Below are 23,189 nucleotides of genomic sequence, written 5' to 3' on the forward strand. Positions count from 1 at the left end.
CGTAGCCAAATTCATTTATTTTTACCTGAAGGTGAAGAAGATGAGGGTTATACCATATTTAAAGCACCAGTAAGTGAAGACTACCAAGGTAAATATCAATGGCTAATTGGTGATGCTCATAAGCTTACCTTTAGCGCCTCTGGTGCCAGTGATACTGGTGGCGTTAATATTTCTGAAGAATCGGAATCAGGTCGCATTGATCCCGACAGTGTTGGTGACCTAAAAATAACAACCAAGTTTGATAGCCAAAGCCTTTCTTGGCAATATTATGGTGACGAGCAAAAGATCATGCAATTAGTCGCAGGTCATACTGTTAATACAACCGACGAAATATTTGGTAAAGGACAGTTTATAAAAGTTGATGAAGAAATATATAACCTGCGCTTTTCATCACAAATCACTTGGCTTGAAGATCACAAATTAGGCTTTGGCGTTGATTACAGTAAATCAGACGTCGATTACAGTTTCGACATTATCCCTTACTACTGTACAGAGACCGATGCGGATTGCGATTCAAATAAAGGTGAACGTATCCAAGATAACGCTAACTTAACGGATGAAAATATCGCCATTTATGTGCATGATATTTGGCAAATGAGTGAGAGCTGGCAATTAACCTATGGCGTAAGAGCTGAAAGCAATGATTATACCGAGCAAACATTTATTCACCCTAGGTTTGCTTTAGATTGGTTTGCTGCAGATGGCTTAACCATTAAAGCAAAGGCCGGTACTTATAGTCGCTTTCCTGATGTTTATACCGCATTAAAAAAGTTAGGAAATCCTAAAATAAAATCACCACAAGCGACTCATTATTCACTTGGTGCTGATTACCAGTTAAACGACATATGGTTTACCTCCATTGATATTTACCATAAAGAGTTAACTGAATTACCACGTTCTATCGATGAACATTCAGCCGAGGCTGACTTGGAATTACATTACACTAATGATACTTCCGGTGATGCGCAGGGTGTTGAATGGCTGGTTAGGCATGATCGAAATAATGGCTGGTTTGGCTGGGCATCTTTAAGTTGGTCACAAAGCCAACGAACTGATGACCTGACTAATATCACTGCCGATTATTACCTTGATACCCCTATGGTCGCCAATGTTGTTGTCAATTACGAGTTAAATGAACGCTGGGACTTTGGTTTGCGTTTTACCTTACGTAGTGGCGCAAAGTACACCCCTATTGTTGGTCTGCGTGAAAACCCTGATTATGACGACCATTTTTTACCCGAGTATGGCGAGTTGAACGCAAAAACCTTACCCGTTTATCACCGCCTAGATTTAGAAGCTAATTACAAAACCACTTACTGGGGTTATGACGCCAAATGGACTTGGGCAATTATCAACGCCATGGCACAGCAAAATGTCTCTGGTTATTACTATGAGCCTGAAGATGGCGATAGCTTAACTAAATACAATATTTCAGGTGAAGAAGATATTGGTGTCTTTCCCTACGTAGGTTTGAAAATGACTTTTTAATTAATATTTTCAGCCCTGATGTTCAGGCATTAACTTTACTTACACTTTTTAAACAATAAACTTGCTCGGCTAAGCGCAAGTAACATTTACAAAGTGGTAACATATAGTTACTTTTTGTAAATTAACTTCGTGCTCTGCTATGGCCTTTAAAAAAAATAATACCAAACGAATATATAATCACGGCTTTAACTGGCTAGTTGCCATTTTCTTATTGATGTTTAGTTCCATAAGTTATGGACAAGAAACCAGTGAGAACTTGGAGCACAGTACTAGCTTAGAACTTAGCGCAGAGCAAGAATATAACGCCAACAAACCTATACTCAAAGATGAGTTTGAATGGCAATTTGCACTTGATTTCTCTTTAGTTTATGACCCGATAATTATTGCTGGCATCGAGCAAGATGAATTATTACATTACTTTATGCCTGGGTTGTTGTTTGACATATCTTATAAAGGATTTTTTTTACAAACCAATCAAAGACGCTCCAATGCATTACTTGGCGGTACAGAATTTGGTTATCAACTAGTAGTTGAACAAAATTGGCAACTTGATGTTATTGCCAAAGCTTATATGCAAGGTTATGACCCGGCAGCAGAAATAGAATATAGCAGTGGTGATGAAAAATTATTAGCTGGGTTAAGAGAGCGTAATGTGACACTAGGTATAGCCTTGCGCTACTCTCAATACTTTGAAAACTCTTTATTTACCTTGGACCTTGCAGCTACTACTTCAGGAGATGATGAGTTTGATAAAAGTGTAAGAGGCGTAATTATTGATAGCTTTTACAGCTATTTATTACCCTACCGAAATTGGGATATTTATTTTGGCGCTGGCTTAACTTACTTTAGCCAAGATATTGTTGATTATTATATTGGCGTTGGCAGTGATGAAGTAAACGAAACTAGACCCGAATATACAGCTAAAGGCGGCTTTAGAGGCCAAGTTGAATTTTATGCGCAACACCCTTTATCGGCAAGTTGGTCTTTTAATGCCGGTATAACCCATAGCCTTTATTCCAGTAATGTAAAAGCAAGCCCCTTGGTTGATACTAACCAGGTAACCCAAGTGATGCTTGGAGTGCTGTATGTATTTTAATGTTGGCAAAGGAATTGCCATGTCACAGGTAAAAGTACAGTTCAAAGTACAGCTTTTATTACTCTGCAGCTTACTCCTAGCTGTGCAAGTAAATGCTAATGAGGTCAAAACGGTTAATAGTGCCGAAGTAACATTTACTGCCCTGCCCGAACAATGTGTCACCTTAAGGCAAGGCCGAGATTGTTTTGCTACGGTAGAATTGCAATGGCAGTCATCTGACAAGCAAAGTTTTTGCTTGTATCAAGAAGGCAAGAATAAGCAGCTAGGTTGTTGGCAAAACAATAACAAGGTGCAAATAAAAATTGAGTTTGAATCTAACAAGAGCATTAACTATCAGCTACGTACTGTAAGTGATAATAAAGTCATCGCCGAGACGAAAGTCGAAGTTAGCTGGCAACATAAAAACACCACCCGTAAACGTCGCTGGCGACTGTTTTAATAAAGGAAAATGGTGTAGCTAGATAAATTGGTAGGAAAAATTAAATGCACAATATTTTATTGGTAGAAGATGATATTAGCCTTGCTGATTGGGTCTGTGAATATTTAAGCGAACAAGGCTTTAATGTTACCCATGTTGCCCGTGGCGACTTAGTGATGGATGTTATCAAAAAAAATAGCACTGATATCGTTTTACTCGATGTCATGTTACCTGGCTTAAATGGCATAGAAGTTTGCCGCCTTATTCGCCAAAATAAACAAAGCCAAGCAACTCCAATCATTATGCTAACCGCCCGTGCTGATGAATTTGATGAAGTAATTGGCTTAGAAGCCGGTGCTGATGATTATGTTATCAAGCCAGTTCGTCCGCGCGCCTTATTAGCGCGAATTAACCGTCAATTAAGTCAAAGTAATAAAGCAGCAAGTAACCTCAATAGCGAGCTTGTTTTTGGTGATCTCACCATAAACCAAGAAGCAAAACGTGTCGTTTATCAAGGTAAAGAAGTCGATTTATCAACCAGTCTATTTGCCTTTCTTACCTATTTAGCTCAGCATGCTGGTAGTGTTGTTGATAGAGACTCTGTTTTTAAAGCACTGAAAAAACGTGAATATGATGGCCAAGATAGACGTTTTGACGTGATGTTATCGACCTTACGAAAATTATTTAATGACGATCCACAAAAGCCACAAAAATTTAAAACTATTTGGGGCAAGGGCTATTTATTTGTTAGTGATGCTTGGCAAGAAAAACCAAGCTTGGGTAATGACGAATAACCATGCGTGGCCTCTATATTAGTATCATTTTTACCGTATTAGGCTCGTTATTCTTTATTGGTTGGGGTCTCGATGAGCTGGTAGAATATACCACTGAAGACAAAATCACCGAAACGCAAACGACCATAGTCTACCGACAACTTATCAACGGCCTTGCCAGCGATCTTAGCGCTATTAACGGTAGCCTGTTAAGCGCAAGAGTTAAACAATTCCAACAGCATTACCAAATAAAAGCCCGCTTAGCGTCGAGTAAAAAAATCGCCCTGCCTAGCTCCCTGATTGCACAATTAACCCAATCAGGAGGTTTACTACTTGCCTCAAGCAGCAATCAATACTTATTAAAAAGCATTAGCAATCATCCTGAGTTCCTCTTACGCCTTGAGCTACCCGTAGCAGCAGCAGATAACGAAAACATTAATTTTCTTTTAACCTTAATACTCTACGTGAGCATATGTGGCATATTGATTTTATGGTTAATTCCCTTAACAAGACGCTTATACCTACTTAATAATGCTGCCGCTAAAATTGGATCAGGACAGCTTGATGTGCGTATCGCCAGCAGCCGCTTATCCTATATAAAAGTGTTAGAGCAAAGTTTTAATACCATGGCCAGTAAAATTGAAAAACTTGTCGCTGATAATAAAATTCTCGCCCGCAGTTTATCTCATGATATTCGCACACCAATGGCTTGTTTACGCTTTGGCATAGAAGCGGCTTTAGACAGTAAATCAGTTGAAAAGAAAAATAACTATCTATCGCGCATGGATAATGAATTAACTAATATGGAGGAAATGACCAGTGCCTTTCTTGACTATGCCTCGATGGAGCGGCAAGGGCTAAATTTAAAAAAGCAGCAAACTAATGTTTATGCCTTAATTACCTCTGCCATTAATGACTGCCAAGTATTGGCGGAGCAAAGAAATATTACTGTCGGTTTAACTGGCGATGAAACCTTAGATTACCTATTAGATTATCACTGGAGCTATCGTGCCTTAGTGAACCTTATTAGCAACGCTATAGGCTACGCCAATAGCCAAGTCTTACTGACCATTGACAACACTAATCAGCACCTGACCATTACTGTGGAAGATGATGGCAAAGGCATTGCCGATGACAAACTTGCCATCATATTTACCCCCTTTGTCAAACTTGATGCCGATAGATCAAGAGAGCAAGGTCACTTTGGCTTAGGCTTGGCCATTTGCAGTAAAGTGATGGACTGGCATCAAGGTAGTATTAACGCCGGCAATAGCAAGCAGCTGTCTGGTGCATGCTTTACTTTAACCTTTCCCAAATAAAATGCTAAAACACTAAAATCAAGTTAAAACAGCAACAAAACAATGACAAAAAACCGATAGAAATTAGGCTTTTCATCATACTTTACTATGCTTTGTAGATAGCGATTAATCAGCAAAGATAGACAAAAGTTATGCATAATAATTCTACCGAGAAATCTGGTTTTCAGTTCACCATAAAGAAAAAACTCTTCCTTAATGCCTTTATTAATATTTCCTTAATTTTAATTATTGGCCTCTATGCCTTAAATCAAATGAAACTGATTGGCGAAGAGGTGGAAGAGATTGCTGAAATTGATATGCCGTTAATACGTAGCATAACAGCTATAGAAGCTCATCAACTTGAACAAGCTATATATTTAGAGCGTTTATTACGCTTAGGTACACAAACATTTCAATCAGCGTTGACCGTGCAGGGTTACGCAATGGCTAAAGCTAAGTTTCTCAGCTACGGTGAGCAAGTTAAACAAGAATTGATCCTAGTAGAGTCTAAGGTAAATAATGACATAGAAATCACGCCTTACGAGGCAGACAAACAAGAATTCCAATACGTATTAAAACAAATCATAAATATCAGCGCCGAGCATAAAAGTTACCAAAAACATGCCATAAAAATCATTGGTCTACTCAATGCAAAACTTAAAGGTCTAGCATTCAAGGACTCTGCTCGCCAAGGAAATATCGAAAGTAATCCCGAAGGCAATACTACTGCCACCTCAACTGAACAGTACTTGGCAGAGGATATAACTAAGCTTCAACAAGGCAACTTGCTGGCGGAGCTGGAACAGCTTATCCATGACATTGAATTAGAAGAAGATGAAATAGACCACGAGCTTGAGCAGTTACTACAAGAAATCGAAGATTTCACCCAAAATTCACTCTACGCTGCCGAAGCACACGAGAAAGCAGCCATTAAACAAATTATTTTACTGATCATTATTGGCACTATTCTAGCTGCATTAGGTTCCTTTATTATTGCTAGACTTATCAGTTTGCCGATTACCCGATTAAAAGAACTCGCCAAGAAAGTAGCAACCGGCGATTTAAGCCAACAAGTCAGCCAAATCAGCAATGATGAACTCGGCGACTTATCCTTATCAATTAATAGCACCATACAATCCATTGCCGAAGCGGCTCAACAAGCTGAAGCTATCGCATCGGGAGATTTCAGCCAGGAAATTCATCCTAAAAGTGAGCAAGATAAACTAGGTCATGCTTTACATAATATGAAATCACAAATTATCGCACAAAAGACTAGTTTAGCCGAAAAAGTATTGCTTAATGAAGCAGTAGTAAATGCTAGCTTAGCAGAAGAAGTAGCGCTTAATCTGGCGGTAGTGAATACTAGCTTAGATGCTATTTTAACCATAGACGAGCTAGGTACTATTTTATCGTGTAATTCCTCAACGATGCGTTTATTTCATTATCGCCGAGAGGAGATAATAGGCAAAAACATTAAAATGCTAATGCCCATGCCTTATACTTCCGAACACGATAGTTATCTGACTAATTATAAAACTAGTGGTATTAAAAAAATTATTGGCAGTGGCCGAGAGGTTAAAGCACTGAAAAAAGATGGCTCGATATTTCCTATTGCACTGTCTGTTGGCGAAGTCGCCAAACAAGGTGCTAGAGATAAAATTTACACCGGCTTTATTCGGGATATCTCCCAAGAGAAAAAATTTGAAGCCGACTTACAGCAAAATAATAGCGAGTTATCGAAACAAAATGAACGCCAACACCAGCTAGCTGAAATTAACGAATTGACACAGGGAACCACTGATTTAACAAAACTTAGTGATGATATCATCACCTGTTTAGCCAATTCCTGCCACGCAGGACACGGCGTGATATATATGAAAGAGCAACAAGATAATAATAGCCTATCCCTGGTCGGCAGTTACGCCTTCCGCTCAAGAAAAAATATTGCTGCCAATATCAATGTTGGTGAGGGCTTAGTTGGTCAGTGCGCTAAAGAGAAAAAAGTTATTCTACTAACTAAGGTGCCGGGTGATTATATTCAAATAAACTCAGCCTTAGGTGAACAAACGCCACTTAATTTAATACTTTTACCAGTTCTTTTTGAAACTAAACTGATGGCGGTTATTGAGCTGGCTTCCTTCCACGAATTTACTGAGGAACAACAGCTGACATTAACGCAGGTGGCACAAAATCTTGGCATAGTCATAAACAATTTATTTAATCAGCAAAGAACAAAAACACTATTACACGAAACCCAGCAACAGGCAGAGGAATTACAAACCCAACAAGAAGAGTTGAAAAGTGCCAATGAAAATTTAGTTGAACAAACCGAACAATTAAAAGCCTCGGAAGAGGAATTAAGGCAACAAAGTGAAGAATTGCAAGTCTCTAATGAAGAGTTAGGCCAAAGGCAAAAAGACCTACAAGCGCAACGAGATAAGATTGCCGCTTCAGAGCAAGAGTTAGCGATAAAAGCCAAGGAACTAACGATAGCCAGTAAATATAAGTCAGAGTTTTTAGCTAATATGAGCCATGAATTAAGAACGCCACTGAATAGTTTATTACTCTTGGCTAAGGGCTTAGCTGATAATGTCAGTGGTCACTTAGATGAAACCGAAGTAGAAGATGCCCATATTATTTATGATGGCGGCCAAAGTCTGCTGCATCTGATTAACGATATTCTCGATTTATCGAAAGTAGAAGCGGGTAAATTAAATGTTCATCTAGAAAAAGTACAACTTGGCCATATTAAAGAAAAATTATTGCAACTGTTTAACCCACTAGCAAAAGACAGAAACATTCAACTGTCAGCCAGCATAGCGCCAAAAGCTCCGGTTCACATCATCTCAGATAGCCTGCGCCTTGAGCAAATATTACGAAATTTACTGTCTAATGCTATTAAATTTACCGAAATGGGTGAAGTAAAAATCAACTTCACTTTGCCAGCAGAAAATACTCACTTTAGACACAAACACTTAACCGTAACAAACAGCTTGGCCATTACCGTGAGTGATACTGGCGTAGGTATTGCTGAGGATAAATTACAAGCCATTTTTGAAGCCTTTCAACAAGAAGATGGATCAACTAGCCGAAAATATGGTGGTACCGGCTTAGGTTTAACCATAGCGAGAGAGTTAAGCCATTTACTGGGCGGGGAAATACAGCTTACCAGCCAATTAAATAAAGGCAGTAGCTTTACGCTATTTTTACCACTATCCTCGGATGAGGTCGCTAGCTCAGCCAGTAAAAGTGAAACCGAGGCAATAGCAGCCAGCCTAGAGAGTAAAAATAGCGCAGCAAGCATATTACCTCAGCAAGCAGTTGCTAACTCTCCTGCAGCTCACCAAGCTAATACCTCTGAATTAGCGAGTATTAATAGAGAAATAGATTTAGAGCTGAATATTTTTATTGATGACGATAGATTCAATATTGTCGCTGATGATAAAATATTGTTAGTAATAGACGATGACAAAATATTTGCGAAAATATTACGTGATTACACCAGAAAAAGTGGTTATAAATGCTTGGTCGCTGGCGATGGCCGCTCGGGTATTTATTTAGCACAGCATCATCAGCCCAACGGTATTATTCTTGACCTTATGCTACCCGACATTGATGGTCACCAAGTATTAGAGCAATTAAAATCCAGTTTAAAAACCCAACATATTCCAGTCGAAATAATTTCAGCTCATAGTGAAAATCGCAGTGAAGCACTAGCAGGAGGAGCTATTGGTTTGCAAACCAAACCCGTTAGTAGTGAACAGTTGCACCAAGTATTAATTGATATTGAAAATTTATCGACAGCAAAAATTCGCCAAGTATTAATCATTGAAGATAACCAACACCATAGTAAAGCGACCAGCAGGCTACTTGAAAATATTGGCTTAAAAGCTACTTGTGTATCTACCGGCGCAGAAGGCTGTGCCGCAATTTTAACGGGTAAATATGACTGCGTTATTTTAGATTTAGGTTTACCCGACATGAGTGGTATTGAGCTGTTAAAACAAGTTAATACTGGCAACCTAGAAGTATTACCACCAGTCATTGTTTATACCGGTAAAGAGATTTCTGACCAAGAGCAAGCTGAGCTCGACAAATACTCTTCTACTGTGGTGATAAAGGGCACGGGCTCACCAGAGCGCTTACTTGATGATATATCATTATTCTTACATGGCATTGAAGAGAAGTTCACTAAGTTAGCTAGCGCTCAAGATAAAAACGCTATGCGACTATTACATGATGAAGACGCTATGTTGCAAGGTCGTAAAATATTATTAACCGACGATGATATGCGTAATACCTATGCCCTGTCTAAAAAATTAATTGATATTGGTTGTGATGTGGAAATGGCCAATAACGGTAAAGAGGCGGTGGAGATCCTCAGAGAGCAGAACGACTTTGAACTTATTTTAATGGATACCATGATGCCCGTGATGGATGGTAATGAAGCCACACAAATTATTCGTAACATGAACAGCTATAAAAAAATTCCTATCATAGCGCTAACCGCGAAAACTATGCCTGAAGATAGGGAGTTAGCATTAAAATCTGGCGCATCTGAGTATTTAACTAAACCGATAGATTTTGAAAAACTAGTCTCTATTCTACGTATTTGGTTATTTAAAAAAGACTAATACCATTTTCATTAAGTTTGTGATCTTGTTGTGCATAGGAAAAATAAATCAGGGCAAGGCGCTCGATTGAGCAATAGCTAGCTATTGGGATTGAGAGCAACACCGACATGAAGTATTTTAACCCGCACAAGTGGGCAAGAATTTAGTGAAATTGGTATAATAGCCAAGCTTAATTTAGTGACATTGACTCGATAACAAGGAACAGCTCTTGACGCCAAGTACTCAAGCAAAGCCCCAAGTTTATAGCCACCGTCCAAATGAAGACGAGGTAATGGCTCTAGAGATTAAGCTATTACTCCAAGCAATAGCGTTCCGTTATGACTATGATTTTAGTCATTATGCACAAGCTTCTCTCACTCGCCGTATAAACAACTGCCTTAAAAAGTCGCAACTAAACAACATTGCCGAAATGATCCCCAAGGTATTACACCAGCCAGAGTTTTTTGAACTATTCCTTAAGGAAATGTCAGTAACAGTAACTGAAATGTTCCGGGACCCTAAGGTATTTAAAGAACTCAGAAATAAGGTTTTTACCCAATTAAAAACCTACTCACGGATAAATATTTGGCATGCTGGTTGCGCTACAGGGGAAGAAGTTTATTCATTAGCCATCATGCTAAAAGAAGAAGGCTTACTGCATCGTTGCCAAATATATGCGACAGACTTTAACAATCAATCATTAAAAGTAGCAGAGCAAGGCATTTATAAAGCAGAAAAAATCAGCGAGTATACTCATAATTACCAACTGGCCGGTGGCAAAGCCTCTTTCGCTGATTATTATCAAGCTAAACATGGTTATGCCAAAATACATAATGATCTTAAAGAGCATATTACCTTTGCCCACCATAACCTGATAAAAGACCAATGTTTTGCTCAAATGCATTTAATCATTTGTCGTAACGTACTTATCTATTTTGATAAAACATTACAGAATAATGTCTTATCACTATTTAATCAAAGCCTATTACATCGTGGTTATTTATTATTAGGAGATAAAGAATCGCTCGAATTTAGCAAGCAAAAAAACAACTTTGATACTATTGCTAAAGATCAGCGTATTTATCAAAAAATCAGCTATGAATAATCATCGCCAAGCAGATCGATTATGATGCCCGTCAAGAGCAGCTCTCCTTATCAAGCTTTAGTTATCGGTGTATCTGCTGGCGGCCTGAATGCGCTTCATAACATACTGCCTAAACTCCCCAAAAGCTTTCCGCTTGCCATCATAGTCCTGCAACATAGAGGCGAAGTAGTCTTTGACGGCACCAGTCACAATGACTTTCTTATCAGTTATTTTCAAAAAGATTGCGCTATGTCTGTTACCGAAGCAACAATAGGCGCGGAAATTAAGCCGGGTAATATTTATATTGCGCCAGCCAAATACCACTTACTTATTGAAAAAACTAAAGTGTTTTCTTTGAGTCTTGAGCCCCCCGTCAACTTTGCGCTACCTTCCATTGACGTGCTCTTTGACAGCGCTAGTGCTTGCTACAAAAATCAATTAATTGGTCTTATACTTACAGGTGCAAGCAGTGATGGCAGCACCGGGCTTAAGACGATTAAAGGCCGTGCTGGCTTAACACTGGTACAAGAACCCAAAACGGCCGAAGTAGATTTCATGCCAAAGTCAGCCATTAGCTTACATACGGTCGACCATATATTACCCTTAGATGATATTGCCGAATTCTTGTGCCAACTCATCCAAGGAGACAAGGAATAACATGAGCTTAGATACTCTACCAAAAATACTCATTGTCGATGATGAACCGAACAATTTGCGCGTTTATGAGCGCACATTGGCTTCGCTAAATGTTGATATTGTTAAAGCTCTTTCTGGACAACAAGCACTTGCTGTTGCCCATAAACATGACTTTGCCCTGATACTGATGGATGTACAAATGCCTTGTATGGATGGCTTTGAAACCGCCTCCTTAATTCTTGATCACCCTAAAACCAGTCACATTCCGGTGATCTTTATTACCGCGTTTGCTCGTGACGAAACTTTTGAGTTTAAAGGCTATGCCAGCGGTGCAGTAGATTACTTAGTAAAACCGATTAATGAAGATGTTGTCCGCAGCAAGGTCGCTGTTTTTTTAGAGTTACATAAAGAGAAACAACAGCTAGATCATGCTTGTAAAGTACGAGCAAAAGCCGAAGCCGAGCTGAGAGTACATAAAGAGCACTTGGAAGAGTTAGTGAAAGAGCGTACTCAAGAGCTACAAGATTCAATTGAAAGTTTAATGGCCACGCAAAATCAGTTGGTCGAGTCTGAAAAGATGGCTTCCTTGGGCCGTTTAGTGGCTGGTGTCGCCCACGAACTTAACACCCCAATCGGTATTAGCATTACCGGAGCTTCTTTTTTACAAGAAAAGCTACAGCAACTAAAACATAATTTTGAGATAGGTGAAATTCGCCGAAGAGATCTCGCAGACTTTGTTGAATGTGCACCACAATCTGTTGATATTATTTTAACTAATTTAGATAGAGCCGCTGAACAAATTACCAACTTTAAGTTGGTTGCCGTTGATCAAACCAGTGAAAGAAAACGTAATGTCAACTTGGTCAGTTATATTAAAAAAGTTATTAATAGCTTGTCACCGGCAATCAATGAAGCTCATCACACAGTAGAAGTAACGGGTGATGAATCGATCAAATTACATACCATAGCGGGTGGTATCTCCCAAATTATTACTAACATGGTCATGAATTCAATTGTCCATGCCTATCAAGAGGGTGAACAAGGTAAAATCCAAATCACGGTCAAAGAAAATAACAACAATGTTTTACTAACTTATGCTGATGATGGTCTAGGCATGGAAGAATCAGTTAGTCAGATGGTTTTTGAACCCTTCTTTACCACTCAGCGTGGCCCTGGCGGTAGTGGCTTAGGCATGTACATTGTTTATAACCTTGTTAACCAAAGCTTAGCTGGGAAAATCACCTGCAAAAGTGAACCAGGACAAGGTACTGAATTTATTTTAGAATTTCCTATCCACCACAAAGACGCTGAATAGTTAATAGCTGTTTTACCGCTCACTCCCTCCCCCCCCTGACTATTGACTAAATTTGTCAATATATCTCGCCAGTTCAGCCATGCTGGCTTTGTAATGAATAGTAACCCCTTGCTACATCGACAAATAAATCGTATAAAATCAAACAATCATCATTTTAATCACCGTAATCTTATACGGTAATTCATAAATTAAGTCAGAGACAAGTCTATGAGCCAAGATCGCCGTCAATTTTTAAAATCCTTTGCTGCTATAACTGCTGCAAGTGTCGCCACCAGTGTAGCTACAGCCTGCACAACCATGCCGAATGGCCCAATAATCCCCCCCTCTGCGCAAGGTAAATCAGTGATGGGCTTAGTGGTTCCGAAAATGGATGTTGTCCGTATCGGTTTTATTGGTGTGGGTGAACGAGGCTCTGGCCATGTTAAACATTATTGCCATATTGATGGCGTTGAAATAAAGGCCATTTGCGACACCAATGAACGCGTGTTAAATGAGTCTATTGCCACTGTGGTAAATAAAGGTTTTGCCAAACCTGATAGCTATACCGGCTCAGAGTTAGCTTATAAAAAAATGCTTGAGCGTAATGATATCGATATCGTCATCATTTCTACGCCGTGGCGTTGGCACACTCCAATGTGTGTTGAGACCATGGAAAGTGGTAAACATGCTTTTGTTGAAGTACCTGCCGCGACTACGACAGAGGAATGCTGGCAATTAGTCGATACTGCTGAACGTACCCAGAAAAATTGCATGATGATGGAAAACGTCTGCTATGGCCGTGATGAACTCATGGTATTAAATATGGTGCGCCAAGGGTTATTCGGCGACTTACTACATGGTGAAGCGGCATACATTCATGAATTACGCTGGCAAATGAAAGAGATTACCGAGAAAACTGGCTCTTGGCGAACCGCCTGGCATGCGAAAACTAATGCAAACTTATACCCTACCCACGGTTTAGGCCCTGTGGCTCAATATATGAATATTAACCGAGGTGATCGTTTCGATTATTTAACCTCAACGAGCTCGCCAGCACTGGGACGACAAGCTTATGCTGCTAAAGAATTTCCAGCAGACCATCAACGAAATCAGTTGAACTATATTGCCGGAGATATGAATACCAGCATAATTAAAACCATCAAGGGCCGAACGATTATGGTGCAACATGACACCACCAGCCCTCGCCCTTATTCACGCCATAATTATATTCAAGGCACTAATGGTACCTTTGCCGGTTTCCCAAATAGAATTGCGCTCGAAAATGTCCCGAAAAATATTAAAGCCCTGTATCAACAGCAATATGAATTAGCAGTTAAACAATGGCATAAAAATGGTCAGCAAGGTCGTAAACCAAGCCCGGCAAGTTTCCATCGCTGGGATTATAACATGGCTAAATGGCAAGATAATTATGATCATCCATTGTGGCTACAAATGGGCGCAGAAGCAGAGCGCAATGGTGGCCATGGCGGTATGGACTTCTTAATGCTTTGGCGCATGGTTTACTGCTTACGCAATGCTCAGCCATTAGATCAAGATGTCTATGATGCTGCAGCATGGTCTGTTATCACGCCGTTAAGTGCCCAGTCGGTAGCCGACCGTAGTAATTCCAAAGATATTCCTGATTTTACTCGCGGTATTTGGCAACACGCTAAACCCCTTAAGGTTGTTAGTTAAATGACTAGTCTTGTTATTTTAGCCGCTGGATTAGGCTCTCGCTTTGGTGGTAATAAACAGCTGGCTGAGTTTGGTCCCCAGCAACTAACGCTGATGGAGTACAACTTAATCAATGCCGTTAATGCCGGCTTTAAACGGGTAGTTTTTGTCATACGCCCAGAGCTAGAGTCACTATTAAGACGACAAGTTATCCCGCGACTGCCAGAAAATGTTGAATATGCTTTTGCTGTGCAGAGCTTTGCTGACTTGCCACCTGCATGTACTCTACCGACACAGCGCAGCAAACCACTTGGCACAGCACATGCGCTTTGGTGTTGTCGCCATCTTATCAAAGAAAGTTTTGCCGTGATTAACGCTGATGACTTCTATGGAAAACAAGCCTTTAGTTTATTGTTACAACAAGCAAATAAAACACCTAAAGACTATTTGATGGTGGCTTATCAATTACGCAATACCTTGTCAGATTTTGGTGGTGTTAATCGAGGTCTATGTCAGCTCGATGAGCAAAGCTATTTAACCGCTATTGAAGAATGTGAGCAAATACAATCGGATGGTCAAACTATCAAGGGTATTTTCAGCGAAAAACAGCGAGATATAGAGCTAACAGCAAAGAGTTTAATTTCAATGAACTGCTGGTTTTTCACCCCTGATATTTTTTTGGCACTAGAGCAAGCACTGACTCGTTTACTCTGTGCAATAGAAGCTAAGCAACTTGGCGTTAATCAAGAATGTTACTTACCCGCCGTGGTAATGCAGCAAATCCAACAACAAAACCATCAACAAAAAAAGAGAGTAAAAGTACTTAGCACTAACGACAATTGGTTTGGTTTAACTTACTCACAAGACAGCGGACAAGTCGATAAGAAAGTTACTGCACTATTTGGCAAAAAATAGTAAAATCGTGCGCTCATTTGTCACGCCTTTGTTTATCTATACCCGTTCCACTTGAAGATGCATGATTCAGCTGGAATTAGAAACGCTTTAGGCAAGGCATTGATTGAAGAGAATGGCTACTCCCTTATCAAAATCAATAACGAAGCATAAAGCGTTTCTAAACCAGCCCTTAGGGAAGGCTGAGCAAATCATACTCTGCGTTACATTTCTTTTTAAGGGAATAACCCTTAATAAAAATATGTGCCTTGATTATGAGTCGCTCAGTCTTCCTGAAATGAGAATCTTCAAGTGGAACGGGTATAAACTTGGCTTGTCGGATATTAAAGTATTAGCAAAACCAGGCTAGTAAGCACTTACTAGAATAATCACATTGCTAACAAAATAGTCACTAAAATATAAGTATTAAAAGCAATGGATAACAAAGCAAGATCACTGAAAATGGATATAGATACCGTTCTAAATAATTATGATTATGACTTTTCTAAAGTTGAAGTAACCTCTTTAGGTAATGGTCATATTAATAATACTTATAAATTGACTACTCCTGACTTTGAGTTTGTCTTACAGCAAATCAATCATGACATTTTCACTAAAACGGTCGAGCTAAGCAGTAACGCGCAAAAAATAAATGTGCATTTATTACAGCAAAAAAATAACGGCAACTATCCACTAGCCGTTCCTCAGCAAGTACTAAGTAAAACCGGCGAGACCTGTATTAAAATTGGTAGTAATTACTGGCGTTTAATGGAATTTATTAATAATTCTTATACTCTAGAAGAAGTTGAGTCGCCAGAGCAAGCGGCACTGGTTGCTAGTGCTTTTGCGGAATTTAGCTGCGCCTTAAGTGATTTTCCCGCCAAAGACCTTGCTGTTATTATCGAAGACTTCCATGACATTAGTTTTCGCATGCGCCAACTTAAAGAAGCGGTTGCTAATGATATTCAAGGCCGTTTATCGGACTGCCAAGCCTTAGTTAATTTCTGCTTCGCTCAACAAAGTTTTATTGATCATGTGGTCGACATCAGTAAAAAATTACCCCTGCATGTTACCCACAACGATACTAAGATAAACAACCTCTTATTCACTACCGGTGACAAACCCTGCGCAGTCATTGACCTTGATACCTGTATGCCTGGCTTATTAATGCATGACTTTGGCGATATGGTCAGAACCTGTTGTAGTAACCTTGCTGAAGATGATACCAGCACAGAAAAAATGGTACTTAAGCTTGATATCTTTGAAGCATTAATCAGCAATTACCAGAATACCTTTGCTGATAAGATGACAGCACTTGAAAAAGAAAGCTTAATTGTTGGTGCCAAGTTATTACCTTTTATTATTGGTACCCGCTTTTTAACCGATCATTTAAATGGCGATAACTATTTCCAAGTAAGCCGTAAAAACCATAATTTAGATCGTGCTATCAGCCAAGTACAATTATTTACCCTAGTATGTGAAGCTGAGCCTGAGTTAATAAAACTCGCCCAGTAAGTCCACTTACTACTTATTTTCCTTGCCAGTGCCCCGCTATCAGTTACTGGCAAGCAAAGTAACGAGCTAATAAGTATTCGCCTAACAGTACACCCCTAATTTACCAGCCATAGCTATTAGTTAAACCCTCTCAAGACTACAATTCGCTAGCAATCACCAATCTTCAATTACATAGCTGTGATACTTCTGTGATTAATTTTTCTTTAATAAGTGATAAAAGCGTGATCTGCAAGCGATAACTCACCGACATACTTTCCTTACGCTAACGAAGTCTGTTCTAACGACATTAGTTTTAGCTACATAAGTCTAACTACCAAGGAATGATCATGAAAGTAATCAAGAAATCGCCAATTAAAACAGCACTAAGCGTATTAGCACTCGCTTTTGCCAGCTCAACAACAATGGCCCAAGAATTATCCATTACTGTCACCAATTTAACTCAGGGCTTGCATTTCACCCCTGTAGTGACTGCTGCCCATAGCAATGAAAACCGACTATTTATGCTCAGTACTATGGCTACGACTGAGCTACAGACAATGGCTGAAGGTGGTGATATTTCAGGCTTAGTAAGTATGTTAACCAATGCCGACGCGAATATTAATGAGAACCCTGCAGGCGGATTATTAGCACCGGCAATGTCAGCAAGCTTCTCTTTAACCAATGATAGCGCCAATACCCACTTATCACTTGCCGCAATGATTTTACCTTCTAATGATGGTTTTGTTGGCTTAAACAGTTGGGAAATACCTGCAGAAGCCGGTACTTATACGGTATTTTTAAATGCCTATGACGCCGGCACCGAAGCCAATGATGAAGTTCGCGGCAGCGGTGCTCTAGGAGAAGCGGGCATGCCCGTACCACCACCACTTGATGCCAGTATAGGTATGAACGGCACTGGCGTTACCGATATGGAAGCGAATGACAAAGTTCATATTCACCGCGGCAGCCTAGGTGATGATGATATGTCTGCTGGCAAAAGTGATATTAACAATAGTGTACAACGTTGGTTAAATCCTGTCGCTAAACTCACCATTACCGTGCTATAGGGGTACATCATGTTAACCTTTAACGCTCAACCTAAAGTCACTAAAAAACTATCCTCTCAATTAGTTATTGCTAGCTTACTTAGTTTTGGCTTAGCTGCATGTGGAGATAGCTACAATGACAGTGATAATACTTATACTCCCCCGGTTGAACCACCGATGGAATATAGTTATTCAATAACATTAACTAACTTAACCTATGGTCAACCTTTATCACCTATCGCGGTAGCACTACATGGCGATACTAAAATGTGGCAAGTTGGCCAAGCCGCTTCAGTCGCCTTAGAGAAACTGGCCGAAGGTGGAGACAATACTGACTTCATTGCACTTGCAGAGAATCTGGCAACTACAAGCAGTGACGGGCCAGTACCACCGGGCTCTAGCGTCACTTTAGCTATCAGTACCACTGAGGCTATGGCAAAGTATTTAACGGTTGTCACCATGTTGGTGAATACAAATGATGCTTTCTCGGGTCTTACTGGTGTAGATATATCAACATTAACGGTTAATCAGGAAAAATCATGGCGATTAAATGTCTATGATTCAGGTACCGAACTAAACAACGAAGCGGTCGGTACCATTCCGGGTCCCGCTGACGGTGGCGTAGGTTTTGACGCCGCTCGCAATGATATCGACCTAGTCGGCTATCATTCCGGTGTAGTTAGCAAAGATGATGGCTTATCTAGCTCAGTATTAACTCAGGCGCATCGTTTTGATAACCCTGCAGTTAAATTAACCATTACTCGAACGAAGTAGTGCGCTAAGCCAATGAGTGGCTTTGCCCACTCATTGGCTTATATATGAAAGATAAAATTTTAATCATTGAAGACGAAATTGATATTGCCAAGCTTATTAAAGTGCATTTATCCGAGTTAGACCTGCACTGTGATATTTGTACTCAAGGAGAAGCTGCATTAGAGCAAGCCTTAACGCAAGACTATCAACTGATATTATTGGATGTAATGTTGCCTGGTATTAGCGGGCTAGATATTTGCCGGCAAGTCAGGCAAGAAAAACCGCTGCAGTCAATTATTATGCTGACCTCTAAAACCTCTGAAATTGATCGGGTGTTGGGGCTTGAGCTAGGGGCCGATGATTACATGACTAAGCCTTTTAGTATTCGAGAATTACAGGCCCGTGTTCGTAGTCAGTTACGTCGGGTACATGCAATTAACGCCAAAAATTCTGACCAAAACAATGATAATATTAAGGAAAAATCAGCGCAACAAGAGTCGAATCAGCAAGAGCAAGGGGTAAGTATCGGCCAGCTGCATATTGACCATAGATATCACCAAGTCACTTATAAAAATAAAGCCATCAATTTAACCGCGACCGAGTTTGAGTTAATTGATTTTTTCTGCCAGCACCCTGATCAGGTATTTTCACGGGCGCAATTACTCGATGGTGTCTGGGGCTATCATCACAATGGTTATGAACATACGGTGAATTCTCATATTAATCGCCTGAGAAGCAAGCTTGAGGAAAACTGTAATGAGCCTCAGATAATTCAAACCGTCTGGGGAGTTGGTTATAAACTTAATTCTGCCGGGGTAATGCCACCAATGGCGTGTTAATTAATTATTATTCCTAGTTAGAATACTGCTAGTAAGAATACCAGGAGCTTTCTTTAGATGAAAATATCACTTTATCAACGCTTAGCATTAATACTCTGTGCATCTTTTATGATTATGGCATCCTTACTGGTTTATTGGAGTAACTCACTGGTTCAGCAGTCCAAGTATCAAGCGGAGCAAAAGTTACACTTACACTTAGCTGAACATTTAGCCCATGATAACCCGCTATTACAAGATGGTGTTTATGATAAACCTGCGTTAGAAAACCTGTTTCACACCCTAATGTTACTCGGCCCTGCTTTTGAGTTTTACTTTCTTGATGCCCAAGGCAATATTTTAACTTATTCAGCAGAGGCTGCTAAAATAAAACGCAAGTCTGTTGCCCTAGCACCACTTAAGCAGCTTATTGCCAACCCGAAAAAAATGCCGGTTTTTGCTGATGATCCTCGAGGCATCAACAAGCAAAAAATATTTTCAGTCTCGCCGGTTTATCAAGGTGAACTGTTACAGGGTTATTTATATATTATTATTGGCGGAGAAATTTACGATTCAATTTTTAGCCAAGTTCAAGCCGATAAAGACTTACAAAAATACGGCGCCTTTGTCCTCGCCAGCTTATTATTACTACTACTGGTTTTATTAGCGGTCTTTCACTATTTTACTCAACCGGTCAAAGAACTAGCCAAACAAATGCAAGCGCTTAAAGCGGTGCAATTTGACCAAACTAAAATTCAGCTCAAGCAATGGGGTTCAGCGGAAAACCATGGCATTGACCATAATGAAGTGCACTTTCTCGGCGCAACCTTTAACGATATGGTTATCCAAATTAACCAGCAATTTTCTCTATTAACAGAAAACGACCGAATCCGCCGAGAGTTATTAGCGCACTTGTCTCATGATTTGCGAACACCATTAGCGACCATGCAAGGCTATATTGAGACTTTAGCGATTAAGGGTGATGACTTATCTAGCGCCGAGCGACAAGATTATTTAGCGACAGTGCAGCGCAATGTCTCTCAGTTAAAGCGGCTGATTGATCAAATTTTTGAACTGGCCCATCTAGAAAATGGTCAAGTGACGGTCAATTTAGAAACCTTTGCCATTGGTGAGCTTTTACATGACATCCTGGCTAAATTTACCCTAAAAGCCGCAGATAAACAGATTTCACTGATTTTAAAACCGCAACCTTGCCAATATATAGTTTACTCTGACATTGCTAAATTAGAGCGCATCATGACCAATTTATTAGAAAACGCCATCAGACATACTGACCTTGGTGGTGAAATTGTAGTGACAGTCGCACAGCTAAGTACACAAGTTAAAGTCAGTGTTAGCGATAATGGTAGTGGTATCAGTAAAGAAGATATCGCCTATATATTTGATGCCAGATATAGGGCCAGTAACGCCATAGAAGATAATATTCAGCATACTGGCTTAGGCTTAGCGATTAGCCAGAAATTATCTCAAGTACTTAACTCTGAGCTGATGGTTAAAAGTGAACTAGGGAATGGCAGCAGTTTTTCATTATCACTACCAACCCTTAAGCCATAAGGCATGCACCGGAAAATAATCAGCACTGAACTGTGCTTATTCATCGCTTTTAAGCGGTTAGGTTAACCTGTTATTGATAACACTCGGCTTATCAATAACAGGTTAAATTTACTTGCTAATTCACTAAGATTTTTACTCAGGGGTTTAGTCAATAATGCGATAGATTTCCCACTTGGGTGTACCTGAAACTACATGAGGCTCTAGGGTTTTACTCCATTCTTTATGGGCATCTATCTCAGCCAATTTTTGCCAAGCATCATTGAGCTCAGTTAAATTCTTAATAGTCACCTCTGAAATAATACTCGATTCTAATGCACCGACAGAGCCCACTAATATACGTGAATTCTCTTTCGTCCAACCGATTTGTGAACCGACTTCATCAAACCATTGAGTAAGCGCTTCAACCACTTCTGGCTTGTGGCCAAATTTTGCATCAATACACCATCTTGCAATCATCATAACAATGTCTCCAATCGAGAAAATCACATTTGATAAGTATGATTCATCTAACTGAAATTACCATTGCAACCATTATTTAGCGTTTACTCACTTTTAAAGCAGGACGCTTAAATTAGTGTTTATCACTTATACCGAGTAAGGTTTCAAGATTAACAAAGCGATAACCTTGGCTTTTATAATGGGCAATAATTGCCGGTAAGGCATCGACAGTGTTTTGTCTATTGCCGCCAGCATCATGCATTAAGGTGATCACTTCTTCATGCTGGTTGTTTATCAGTTCACTTTCTATTTTATCTATACTGTTTAACTCTGGATTCCAATCTCTTGAGTCCACCGACCAAAGCATTACTTTCATTCCCTTACTCGCTAAGTATTCAATTTGTTGATCGGATATTTCACCATAGGGTGGTCGATAAAAGCGCGGGCTAATGTTAAATAATTGCTTAAATTCATCATTGGTTGTTACGACTTGTTGTTGCCATAACTCATCACTGCTATAACTCATGCCGTTAGCATGATCCCAACTATGGTTGGCTACTGTATGACCTGCCGCTATACTACGTTCAACAACCCCCTGATAGTTCGCTAAGTTTTGTCCCTGCCAAAAAAAACTTGCCGGCACTTGTGCTTGTGCAAGTACATCTAAAATTTGTGTGGTGTACTGTGACGGACCATCATCGAAAGTCAAAGCAATTAATTTTTCATGATTCAAGCCTTCAATGAAATAACTACCAAGATATAAACTGGCTTGGCGAGCGAGAGCTTCCACAGAAATTTGCTCAGCTACATTGCCGGTTCGAACATATTGATCTGTTTTTCTAGTTGCGCTATTTTCACCCTCGAGCCAAGGTAAAAACAGCCTGCTAGCAAGACTAAAACTATTACTAGCATTGCTGCCGCTATAATAAGAAAAATGCTGTCTCACCAAATAGTAGCCTAGAGCATTAGCCTTACCTTGTTCACTCAATAGGTTTTGAGTAAACAAGTTTTCTATCAGCACACCATCAACTAGCCCTGATTTTACCTGCGCTAATACTGTAGACAATTCAGACTCTTCGATATCTACAGAGAAAGTAATTTCATTTGCGGGTAAGTTTTTCTTTAAAAAATGTAAAGCTAAACCACGAGAAACTAAGCGATCGAATACACTACTTTCACTTTGGTAGTTGAGTCGCTCACTTTGGTAAATTATCTGGGTTAATTCTGAGGATAACAAAGCCTTGGTATTATCATCTCCAAGCAGAGCATCAACATCGAGCATAACAATAATTTTGCCATCGCTGGCGAAAGAAAAGTCTAGTTTGCCAACACCTGTTGCCGGTGTGATTGGATTAAAGATAAGCTTTTTGTAGCGTAGCGCTACAGCCTCTTTTGTTAGTTGGCTGAAAGCAAAGTTTTGTTGTCTGAAAATGGTATTTATTTGCGGTATTAATAATTGTAAATCTGCCTGCAATATTACCGGCATAACACTATCAGTTGGCCAGTAGACTTGCAGTGCTGATTGCTCATAACCCGTTAAAGTAATTAGCTTATAACTGTTATCGGTAAAGTTAACACTCTCGGCTATGGTTGGCTGATTAACTATTCCTTCCGTTATTTCATCCGTTGAGGTTGAACTGGCGCCTTCACAACCGACAAGTACTAAACTACTTAGCAATACGCTTAATACTAACAAGCATGGTCTCGCCAAGCTGGCGAGCTTATCCGATTGAAAAAATCTATTTCTAAATCCCATAATTAAATCCTAAACATTCCCTATTTAGCGATTAAAATACGTGTATT

General features: G+C 39.8%; 18 protein-coding genes. 16 read left to right on the forward strand and 2 right to left on the reverse strand.

Annotated features, from left to right (window positions below; translation table 11 throughout):
* The 16 genes from HRT50_RS09335 to HRT50_RS09410 all read left to right on the forward strand — a co-directional run.
* Positions 1–1,488 (forward strand): TonB-dependent siderophore receptor (locus tag HRT50_RS09335; RefSeq protein WP_291613735.1); only part of this gene is annotated, 1,488 nt, incomplete at its 5' end.
* Positions 1,489–1,627: 139 nt separating this feature from the next.
* Positions 1,628–2,584 (forward strand): MipA/OmpV family protein, encoded by a 957-nt coding sequence (locus tag HRT50_RS09340; RefSeq protein ID WP_291613737.1) that lies wholly within the window; start codon positions 1,628–1,630, stop codon positions 2,582–2,584.
* A gap of 19 nt (positions 2,585–2,603) precedes the next feature.
* On the forward strand, positions 2,604–3,023 hold the full coding sequence (locus tag HRT50_RS09345) for a DUF3019 domain-containing protein (protein WP_291613740.1): 420 nt from the start codon (positions 2,604–2,606) through the stop codon (positions 3,021–3,023).
* A gap of 44 nt (positions 3,024–3,067) precedes the next feature.
* The gene (locus tag HRT50_RS09350; protein ID WP_291613742.1) at positions 3,068–3,796 is read left to right on the forward strand and encodes a response regulator transcription factor; all 729 of its coding nucleotides are present in this window, start codon (positions 3,068–3,070) and stop codon (positions 3,794–3,796) included.
* Positions 3,797–3,798: 2 nt separating this feature from the next.
* Complete coding sequence (locus tag HRT50_RS09355) at positions 3,799–5,094, forward strand: ATP-binding protein (RefSeq protein ID WP_291613744.1); 1,296 nt, start codon at positions 3,799–3,801, stop codon at positions 5,092–5,094.
* Between the two features lie 131 nt (positions 5,095–5,225).
* Entirely contained in the window at positions 5,226–9,707 is a 4,482-nt protein-coding gene (locus HRT50_RS09360) for a response regulator (RefSeq protein ID WP_291613746.1), read from the forward strand.
* 208 nt (positions 9,708–9,915) lie between these two features.
* A complete protein-coding gene (locus tag HRT50_RS09365; protein WP_291613748.1) occupies positions 9,916–10,791 on the forward strand; it encodes a protein-glutamate O-methyltransferase CheR in 876 nt (291 codons plus the stop codon).
* Between the two features lie 21 nt (positions 10,792–10,812).
* A complete protein-coding gene (locus tag HRT50_RS09370; RefSeq protein ID WP_291613750.1) occupies positions 10,813–11,427 on the forward strand; it encodes a chemotaxis protein CheB in 615 nt (204 codons plus the stop codon).
* A gap of 1 nt (position 11,428) precedes the next feature.
* Positions 11,429–12,721 carry a hybrid sensor histidine kinase/response regulator gene (locus HRT50_RS09375; RefSeq protein WP_291613752.1) on the forward strand — a complete coding sequence of 431 codons (1,293 nt, stop codon included), beginning with the start codon at positions 11,429–11,431 and terminating at the stop codon, positions 12,719–12,721.
* A gap of 207 nt (positions 12,722–12,928) precedes the next feature.
* The gene (locus HRT50_RS09380; protein WP_291613754.1) at positions 12,929–14,395 is read left to right on the forward strand and encodes a Gfo/Idh/MocA family oxidoreductase; all 1,467 of its coding nucleotides are present in this window, start codon (positions 12,929–12,931) and stop codon (positions 14,393–14,395) included.
* Complete coding sequence (locus HRT50_RS09385; RefSeq protein ID WP_291613756.1) at positions 14,396–15,289, forward strand: sugar phosphate nucleotidyltransferase; 894 nt, start codon at positions 14,396–14,398, stop codon at positions 15,287–15,289.
* A gap of 411 nt (positions 15,290–15,700) precedes the next feature.
* Entirely contained in the window at positions 15,701–16,780 is a 1,080-nt protein-coding gene (locus tag HRT50_RS09390; protein ID WP_291613758.1) for a phosphotransferase enzyme family protein, read from the forward strand.
* Between the two features lie 326 nt (positions 16,781–17,106).
* Positions 17,107–17,826 carry a spondin domain-containing protein gene (locus tag HRT50_RS09395; protein ID WP_291613760.1) on the forward strand — a complete coding sequence of 240 codons (720 nt, stop codon included), beginning with the start codon at positions 17,107–17,109 and terminating at the stop codon, positions 17,824–17,826.
* A gap of 9 nt (positions 17,827–17,835) precedes the next feature.
* Entirely contained in the window at positions 17,836–18,579 is a 744-nt protein-coding gene (locus tag HRT50_RS09400) for a spondin domain-containing protein (RefSeq protein ID WP_291613762.1), read from the forward strand.
* A 44-nt stretch (positions 18,580–18,623) separates the two neighbouring features.
* Positions 18,624–19,397: a response regulator transcription factor gene (locus tag HRT50_RS09405; protein ID WP_291613763.1), complete on the forward strand. Its 774-nt coding sequence runs from the start codon at positions 18,624–18,626 to the stop codon at positions 19,395–19,397.
* A gap of 57 nt (positions 19,398–19,454) precedes the next feature.
* Positions 19,455–20,948 carry a HAMP domain-containing sensor histidine kinase gene (locus tag HRT50_RS09410; RefSeq protein ID WP_291613765.1) on the forward strand — a complete coding sequence of 498 codons (1,494 nt, stop codon included), beginning with the start codon at positions 19,455–19,457 and terminating at the stop codon, positions 20,946–20,948.
* A 144-nt stretch (positions 20,949–21,092) separates the two neighbouring features.
* Here HRT50_RS09410 and HRT50_RS09415 read toward each other — a convergent pair whose 3' ends face one another.
* Complete coding sequence (locus tag HRT50_RS09415) at positions 21,093–21,407, reverse strand: hypothetical protein (RefSeq protein ID WP_291613767.1); 315 nt, start codon at positions 21,405–21,407, stop codon at positions 21,093–21,095.
* A 112-nt stretch (positions 21,408–21,519) separates the two neighbouring features.
* The gene (locus HRT50_RS09420; protein ID WP_291613769.1) at positions 21,520–23,142 is read right to left on the reverse strand and encodes a polysaccharide deacetylase family protein; all 1,623 of its coding nucleotides are present in this window, start codon (positions 23,140–23,142) and stop codon (positions 21,520–21,522) included.
* Positions 23,143–23,189 lie beyond the last annotated feature (47 nt).

The sequence above is a fragment of the Colwellia sp. genome (assembly GCF_013215345.1).
In the GTDB taxonomy this organism is placed as follows: Bacteria; Pseudomonadota; Gammaproteobacteria; order Enterobacterales; family Alteromonadaceae; genus Colwellia.

Coding starts and splice junctions, on each gene's coding strand:
- HRT50_RS09340 (WP_291613737.1), top strand. CDS start 1,628: ATGGCCTTTAAAAAAAATAATACCAAACGAATATATAATCACGGCTTT.
- HRT50_RS09345 (WP_291613740.1), top strand. CDS start 2,604: ATGTCACAGGTAAAAGTACAGTTCAAAGTACAGCTTTTATTACTCTGC.
- HRT50_RS09350 (WP_291613742.1), top strand. CDS start 3,068: ATGCACAATATTTTATTGGTAGAAGATGATATTAGCCTTGCTGATTGG.
- HRT50_RS09355 (WP_291613744.1), top strand. CDS start 3,799: ATGCGTGGCCTCTATATTAGTATCATTTTTACCGTATTAGGCTCGTTA.
- HRT50_RS09360 (WP_291613746.1), top strand. CDS start 5,226: ATGCATAATAATTCTACCGAGAAATCTGGTTTTCAGTTCACCATAAAG.
- HRT50_RS09370 (WP_291613750.1), top strand. CDS start 10,813: ATGATGCCCGTCAAGAGCAGCTCTCCTTATCAAGCTTTAGTTATCGGT.
- HRT50_RS09375 (WP_291613752.1), top strand. CDS start 11,429: ATGAGCTTAGATACTCTACCAAAAATACTCATTGTCGATGATGAACCG.
- HRT50_RS09380 (WP_291613754.1), top strand. CDS start 12,929: ATGAGCCAAGATCGCCGTCAATTTTTAAAATCCTTTGCTGCTATAACT.
- HRT50_RS09385 (WP_291613756.1), top strand. CDS start 14,396: ATGACTAGTCTTGTTATTTTAGCCGCTGGATTAGGCTCTCGCTTTGGT.
- HRT50_RS09390 (WP_291613758.1), top strand. CDS start 15,701: ATGGATAACAAAGCAAGATCACTGAAAATGGATATAGATACCGTTCTA.
- HRT50_RS09395 (WP_291613760.1), top strand. CDS start 17,107: ATGAAAGTAATCAAGAAATCGCCAATTAAAACAGCACTAAGCGTATTA.
- HRT50_RS09400 (WP_291613762.1), top strand. CDS start 17,836: ATGTTAACCTTTAACGCTCAACCTAAAGTCACTAAAAAACTATCCTCT.
- HRT50_RS09405 (WP_291613763.1), top strand. CDS start 18,624: ATGAAAGATAAAATTTTAATCATTGAAGACGAAATTGATATTGCCAAG.
- HRT50_RS09410 (WP_291613765.1), top strand. CDS start 19,455: ATGAAAATATCACTTTATCAACGCTTAGCATTAATACTCTGTGCATCT.
- HRT50_RS09415 (WP_291613767.1), bottom strand. CDS start 21,407: ATGATGATTGCAAGATGGTGTATTGATGCAAAATTTGGCCACAAGCCA.
- HRT50_RS09420 (WP_291613769.1), bottom strand. CDS start 23,142: ATGGGATTTAGAAATAGATTTTTTCAATCGGATAAGCTCGCCAGCTTG.